A 1288-nucleotide genomic window follows, 5' to 3' on the forward strand; every position below is an offset into this window, starting at 1 on the left:
CCACGTAAATGGAAACGATGGAACGCCAAATGAGCCTTTAGATGCCCAAACACTGGTTCTACATCGATTTTCCGTTGTCGATAAATCGAACCTGTTTTTTCATCTGAAAGCTTCTTCTTGCATTCTGCTTTGAAGTAACGCCATGAATTGTTCACTTGAATCTGTCGATTCCGATTGCTTTTGGCTTTCGTACATTGACTCCGCACAGGACATGCCCGACAATCCTCACATTCATAGATTTTGAAGTCTCGGACAAACCCGCCACGGTCTTTTCTACGACTGTATTGTTTGAAAGGAACTGCCCGATGGGCAGGACAAATATAGGTATCTTCTTCTTCAAGATAGCGCCAGTTTTCAACGATAAAAGGATTGTCTTTGTTTTTCTTTTTGGTTTCTTTATGATAGCCACCATAGGTAATCAACGGTGTCTTGTCTAATATATCGTGGATATACATGTAATTTTCTTCACTACCATAACCGGCATCCGCCACAATATATTCGGGTAATTCCTTGTGTTGCTCTAAAAAGCTATCTAAGAACGGATTTAAGGTTTTTGTATCGGTTGGATTTGGGAATAAATCATACGCTAAGACGTACTGATTTTCTGTTGCGATTTGTAAATTGTAGCCTGGTTTTAACTGTCCGTTACGCATGTAATCGTCTTTCATTCGCATAAATGTGGCGTCGGTATCTGTTTTAGAAAAGCTATTTCGTTCTTGAAAAAGGCGGTTATACGCTTCATATTTTTGTTTTCTTGGCAGGTAGTCTGCTTGAACTTTTCGCAGATATTTTTTATAGGTTCTTCGTTTTCTCTTGAATTGGCTCTGTTTGTCTTTCTGTTTTTCATCCTGTAATTGTTCTTCTGTTTCCTGTAACTCCGCTTCTAAATGATGAGCGATTTCTTCCAGCTGATGGCTCGTCAATCCGTCGGATTGCTGTTCTTCTTTCAGACAAGGTAAGATTTCTTCTTGATAAAGGGCTTGATAAAAGGCGTTCGATTTTTCATCTAAAGCAGCTTCATAGCGATTCGTTGCTTTCCGCCAAACAAAGCTAAACTTGTTGGCATCTGCTTCGATTTTTGTGCCATCGATAAAAAGGGCTTCATTATCGATGACTTGATTCGTAATCAGCTGACGACGAAATAAAACAAAGGCTTCCTCTAACAGACCTGCCGTTGTCTCCTGACTTCTGAATCGATTAATGGTGCGATAGCTGACTTGTTCGTGGTTCGCTAACCAGCGCATACGATAGCTGTCATCCAACAGAAATTCCATTTTCCGACCAGAAA

1 protein-coding gene is annotated in these 1288 nt (G+C 40.3%); it reads right to left on the minus strand.

Going from position 1 to position 1288, the window contains the following annotated elements; all coding sequences use genetic code 11:
• Positions 1–1288: IS1182 family transposase (locus tag ACYSNQ_RS17895; protein ID WP_426084934.1), on the minus strand; the 1288-nt coding region annotated here is incomplete at both ends.

The organism is Enterococcus sp. LJL51 (genome assembly GCF_054871795.1).